General features: G+C 62.9%; 4 protein-coding genes and 1 pseudogene. All 5 read right to left on the minus strand.

Features of this window, described 5'->3' with window-relative positions; all coding sequences use genetic code 11:
* Positions 1–532 (minus strand): annotated as a pseudogene (mraY, locus tag E5W87_RS33475) (phospho-N-acetylmuramoyl-pentapeptide-transferase); the annotation flags it as partial.
* 24 nt (positions 533–556) lie between these two features.
* Positions 557–1,990 carry a UDP-N-acetylmuramoylalanyl-D-glutamyl-2,6-diaminopimelate--D-alanyl-D-alanine ligase gene (locus E5W87_RS33480; protein ID WP_292407646.1) on the minus strand — a complete coding sequence of 478 codons (1,434 nt, stop codon included), beginning with the start codon at positions 1,988–1,990 and terminating at the stop codon, positions 557–559.
* Positions 1,987–3,441: a UDP-N-acetylmuramoyl-L-alanyl-D-glutamate--2,6-diaminopimelate ligase gene (locus E5W87_RS33485; RefSeq protein ID WP_292407648.1), complete on the minus strand. Its 1,455-nt coding sequence runs from the start codon at positions 3,439–3,441 to the stop codon at positions 1,987–1,989. The genes E5W87_RS33480 and E5W87_RS33485 overlap by 4 nt, the downstream gene beginning before the upstream one ends.
* 54 nt (positions 3,442–3,495) lie before the next feature.
* Positions 3,496–5,238 (minus strand): penicillin-binding protein 2, encoded by a 1,743-nt coding sequence (locus tag E5W87_RS33490; protein WP_292407650.1) that lies wholly within the window; start codon positions 5,236–5,238, stop codon positions 3,496–3,498.
* Positions 5,235–5,615, minus strand: a complete 381-nt coding sequence (locus E5W87_RS33495; RefSeq protein WP_292407653.1) for a hypothetical protein — start codon at positions 5,613–5,615, stop codon at positions 5,235–5,237. The genes E5W87_RS33490 and E5W87_RS33495 overlap by 4 nt, the downstream gene beginning before the upstream one ends.
* Positions 5,616–5,655: the final 40 nt, after the last annotated feature.

Raw genomic sequence — 5,655 nt, forward strand, 5'->3', positions numbered from 1 at the left:
GGATGAAGAACCAGCCGAGATTGACGAGAAACTCCTTGGCGAAAGGGAAAGTCAGCGACGACGAGAACGGGGCCTGGCCGTTGTGCATGATCACCCAGGCGGCGATGCCGGCGATGACGAATTCAAGCGCCAGCCGCGCCTTGCCGGAAAAGCCGAGATGCGATTGCTTCGTCACCTTGAGATAATCGTCGTAGAAGCCGATCGAGCCGAAACCCAGGGTCACCAGCAGCACCACCCAGACATAGATGCTGGACAGGTTCGCCCACAAAAGCGACGAGCCGATGATGCCGCACAGGATCATCAGCCCGCCCATGGTCGGCGTGCCGGCTTTCTTGAAATGCGTCTGCGGCCCGTCGGCACGGATCGGCTGGCCCTTGCCCTGCCGCAGCCTCAGCGAATTGATGATGGCCGGTCCAAAGATGAAGACGATCAGCGCCGCGGTGATCAGCGCGCCGCCGGTGCGGAAGGTTATGTAGCGGAAGACGTTGAAGACCGAGATCTTGTCCGCGAATTCGACGAGCAGTGTGAACATGCGATTCGGCCCCCGGACCTGGCTCTAGGTCTGTTTGGTGGTTGTGGCTACAGCCGGAAATTTGCCGAGCAATGCGTCGACCAGCTTGGAAAACCCGATGCCTTTCGACGATTTGATCATCACCACGTCGCCAGGCTTCAGCGCCGACAGAAGCACCAGTTTCAGATCCTCGGCGCCGGGGCGATACTCCGTCTTGATCTCACTGGGCAAGATATCGGCCAGTGCCCGCATTTCCGGGCCGGCGAGAAAGACCGTGCGCGTCTCGGTGCCGACGATGAGATCGGCAAGTGCAGCGTGCAGCTTCGCCGAGTGGTCGCCGAGTTCGAGCATGTCGCCTAGCACCGCGATGCGCCTGCCTTCGCCCGACACCGGCGTCGCGTTGAGCAGCGCCATTGCAGCGCTCATCGACGCCGGATTGGCATTGTAGCTCTCGTCGATCAGCGTGATCGAACCCTTGGGGTGGCGCAGCACATGGCGCTTGCCGCGTCCGCGTTCGGCCGAAAGATCAGCCAGCGCCAGCGCCACCCTGGCGATGTCGGCGCCGACCAGATGCGCGGCGCCCAGCACGGCCAGCACATTTTGCACCATGTGGCGGCCAGGCGCGCCTATCCTGGCGGTGATTTCCTGTCCACCGATCTTGGCGGCGATGACCGAATGATCGGCATGCAGCGCGCATTTGAGCAATTTGAAAGTCGCACGGGCATTCTCGCCAAACCCGTAAATGTGCTCGACGCCGGCGGCTCTCGCCATCTTGTCCAGAAGCTTCCAGCGCGGATCGTCGCGATTGAGAAGGACGGCGCCGTCCGGTTCCAGCCCCTCGAAAATCTCGGCCTTGGCCTTGGCGATCTCGTCCAGATTACGGAAGAAGCCGAGATGTGCCGCGGCGATCAGCGTGACGATGGCGACATGCGGCCGGACCATCTTGACCAGCGGCCGGATCTCGTCGGGATGGTTCATGCCGATCTCGAAGACGGCATAGTCGCAATCCGCCGGCATCCGCGCCAGCGTCAGCGGCACGCCCCAGTGGTTGTTGAAAGACTGGGCCGATGCATGCACCTTGCCGACCGCGGACAGCACATGACGCAGTGCTTCCTTGGTGGTGGTCTTGCCCGCCGAACCGGTCACCGCGATGATCTTGGCGCTGGACCGCGCGCGTGCGGCCAGCCCTAGCTTTTCCAGTGCGGCCAGCACGTCCTGCACGACGATCATCGGCGCCGTCAGCCGCCCGAGCGACGGCAGCTTGCCCTCGGCGACGACCAGCACGCCGGCGCCGGCCTTGATGGCGGCGGTCGCGAAATCATGGCCATCCATCGCCTCGCCCTTGATGGCGAAGAAAGCATCGCCCGGCTCGAGGCTGCGGCTGTCGATCGAGATGCCGCTGATACCCTCCGGCATCGGCCCGAGCGGTCGTCCGCCCATGGCGGCGACGAGATCCTCGGAGGTCCACAGGAAGCTCATGCGACGCGCTCCTGGAGCGCGGAGCGGACTTCCTCATGGTCGGAAAAATGCAGCGTCTCGGCGCCGATGGTCTGGCCTTCCTCATGCCCCTTGCCGGCCACGATCAGCGTGTCGCCGGCATGAAGCATAGCGACTGCCTCGTGGATCGCCTTGCGCCGATCGCCGATCTCGACGGCGCCGGGTGCGGCGGCAAGGATCGCGGCGCGGATCGTTTCGGGCACTTCCGAGCGCGGATTGTCGTCAGTGACGATGACGACATCGGCGAGCCGCGTGGCGATCTCGCCCATAATCGGACGCTTGCCCCGGTCGCGATCGCCGCCACAGCCGAACACGACGATGACGCGACCGGTGGTGAACGGCCGCACCGAGGCCAACACGTTTTCCAGCGCGTCCGGCTTGTGCGCGTAATCGACATAGACCGGCGCACCATTGGATGTTGTCCCGACGAGGTCCAGCCGGCCTGGCGCGCCCTTCAATTTCTCCAACGCCATCAGGGCCTTGGCGGCAGGCGTTCCAGTAGAAATGGCGAGGCCCGCCGAAACCAGCGCATTGGCTATCTGGAAATCCCCGGCCAGTGGCAGGTCGACCTCGTGGAGAACGCCATCGACTTCGACCTCGGCACGCTGTCGGTGGCGCTCGTGCTCGACCCGCTTCAGTCTCAGGAACTCGCCATGACGGCCGACCGTCAGCACATCCAGTCCCGCCGCCCTCGCCGCCTGGATCGTCGGCTCCGACCACGGATCGTCGGCAAAGATGACGGCCGGCGCGCCCTTCGGCAGCAGCGTGTCGAACAGGCGCAGCTTGGCGCGATGGTAGTCCTCGACCGTCGGATGATAGTCCATGTGGTCGCGACCGAGATTGGTGAAACCGCCGGCTGCAAGCTTCACGCCGTCGAGCCGGCGCTGGTCGAGACCATGGCTGGAGGCTTCCATCGATGCGTGGGTGACGCCGGCATCCGCCAGTTCCCTCAACAGCCTGTGCAGATCTACCGGGTCTGGCGTGGTCAGCGAGCCATATTCGTTGCGGCCCGGCGCCACCACGCCGGTTGTGCCGATCGAAGCAGCGGCAAGGCCTGACTGCTCCCAGATCTGCCTGGTGAAAGCCGCTACCGATGTCTTGCCGCTGGTGCCGGTCACCGCGACCATGGTTTGCGGTTGCCTGCCGAAGTAGCGTGCAGCACTCAGCGCCAGTGCAAGGCGCGGATCGTCGACGGCAAGAACGGGCACCGGCAGTCCGGCGACGCCGCTGCCCTTGCCGGCCACGATCGCTGCTGCGCCGCGTTTGGCGGCATCGGCGACATAGGCGGCGCCATCCGCCTTGGTACCGGTGAGCGCGAAGAAGACCACGCCTGGTCTGACCTGGCGGGAATCCGACGAAATCCCGGTAACCTCCGTGTCGAAGGAAGCTGTCCCCTCGACAGGCAGGATACCGGCTAGATCTTTCAGCTTCATCGAACCCCGTTCATCGCAACAAAATAGCGCGCAGTTGCCGGCGCGCCCTAAGAATCACTGATAGGAAACCAGCGTTGCGCCATTTTCATGGCTGAAATCTGGCTTCACGCCAAGCATGGAAGCCGAACGTCGGATGATGTTTGCGGCCATGACGCCTGCATTCGAGGCCGCCGTCCCACCCATGCCGGGTTTTTCCGGCTTCGGTTCGTCGGCGATCGTCAGCACGATGTATTGCGGATCGTCCATCGGGAAAGCCGCGACGAAGGCGTTGAAATTCTTTTCCTTGGAGTAGCGGCCGTTGACCACCTTCTCGGCCGTTCCGGTCTTGCCGCCAACGCGGTAGCCGGGAACCCTGGCGCCCCTGCCCGACCCTTTCTCGGCATTGAGTGCATAGAGATAGCGCATGCCTTCGACGGTCTTGTCGTTGACCACTTTCTTGGCCACTGACATCGCCTGTTCCTGCGTGCGCGTCAGGAATGTCGGATCCATCAAATAGCCGCCATTCAGCAGCGCAGCGCAGCCAACCGCCGTCTGCAGCGGCGTCGTCGACACACCGTGACCGAAGGCGATGGTGATCGAATTGACCTGTTTCCAGACTTTGGGCTCGGTCGGGCGGGCGACCTCCGGCAGTTCCGTCTGCATCTTTTCGAGAACCCCCAAGCGATGCAGGAATTCGCGGTGGCCCTCGATGCCAACCGCTTCGGCTTCCTTGGCCGAACCGATGTTGGACGAGTAGATGAACACTTCGGGCACCGACAGCACCCGGGCCTTGCCATGAAAATCATGGATGGTCTGGCGGCCGATCCTGATCGGGCGCGAAGCGTCGAAACGGCTTTCCAGCGTTATTTTTCCGGAATCGAGCGCCATGGCGGTGGTAAAACTCTTGAAGGTCGAGCCCATTTCGTAGAGGCCGGCCGACATGCGGTTCAAGCGGTCCTTGTCCTGCGCATTGTAGGGATTGTTCGGATCGAAATCCGGAACCGAGGCCATCGCCATCACTTCTCCGGTCTTGATGTTGAGAACGACGGCGCCCGCCGCGATTGCGCGGTATTTCTCCATGCCGGTGGCGACCTCATCACGCACGATATGCTGGACGCGCAGGTCGATCGAGAGCCGCACCGGCTTCAGATCCTTGGCCACTGCAAGTCCCGACGCCTGGAGGTCACTCAGTCCCTGTTCGTCGATGTATTTCTCCATGCCGGAGATGCCCTGGTTGTCGACGTTGGTGAGCCCGACAATGTAGGACGAGGTTTCGCCGGCCGGATAGAAACGGCGCTTTTCGGTGCGGAAGCCGAAGCCGGGAATGCCGAGCTGCATGATATCCGATTGCTGCTTGGGCGTCAGTTGCCGCTGAAGCCAGACGAAGCCGGCGCCGCTCTTCAGCTTGTTATAGGTCTGCTCATAGTCGATTTCGGGAAGCACCGTCGCCAGCTTTTCGATCGCCTCGTCGGCGTCGACGATGCGACGTGGTTCGGCAAACAGCGACGCGGTCTTGATGTCCGTCGCCAGCACTTCGCCGTTGCGGTCGACAATGTCGGGCCGAGACGCCGTCACCCGGCTCTGCGGGCCGCCGGACAGGTCGGGATTCTGGAAACCCAGATAGACCAGCCGCCCGGTGATGGTCGAATAGATGCCGAAGAACACCGCCATCGTCATCACGATGCGGGTCCTGCCCTTGCCACCGGTCGCCTTGCGGGCGCCTTCGACCACAATCGATCCGTCTTCCGACTTGGCGCGGCGCGTCAGCAGCCTGGCAATCACTGGAAGTCTGGCAACCACTGGAAGTCTGGCGATCATTGAACGATGCCTCCGGTCACCACAGGGTCCTTGCCGCCGCCACTATCGGCCATGCCGCCCAGCCGCTGGGACGAAAGGTCCTCGATGGTGACGGGTTTTGCTAGCAGATCGTCTAGCCCGATGATCTGGCGGGCGCTAACCGGCTCGAGCTCGAGTTGCGATTTGTAGATGTCGGCCAGCTTTTGCAGACGCGACGGCTGGGTAAGCAGGCTCCAGTCCGCCTTAAGGAGATCGATCGTATCCTCCTCGTAACGGATCTGCGCCTGGATCTTGTGCACCGCCGTCAATTGTTCCTCTGCTTCGCGCTTGGTCTTGTAGGTCAGGGCCGCAGCTGAAACCATGACGGCGATCAGGACTATGTCGCTGGTACGAAACACGTGCTCACCTCTCTCCCGGCCGGTCGGCGGCACCGGGAAG

It is taken from the genome of Mesorhizobium sp., assembly GCF_004962925.1.
Lineage (GTDB): Bacteria > Pseudomonadota > Alphaproteobacteria > Rhizobiales > Rhizobiaceae > Mesorhizobium.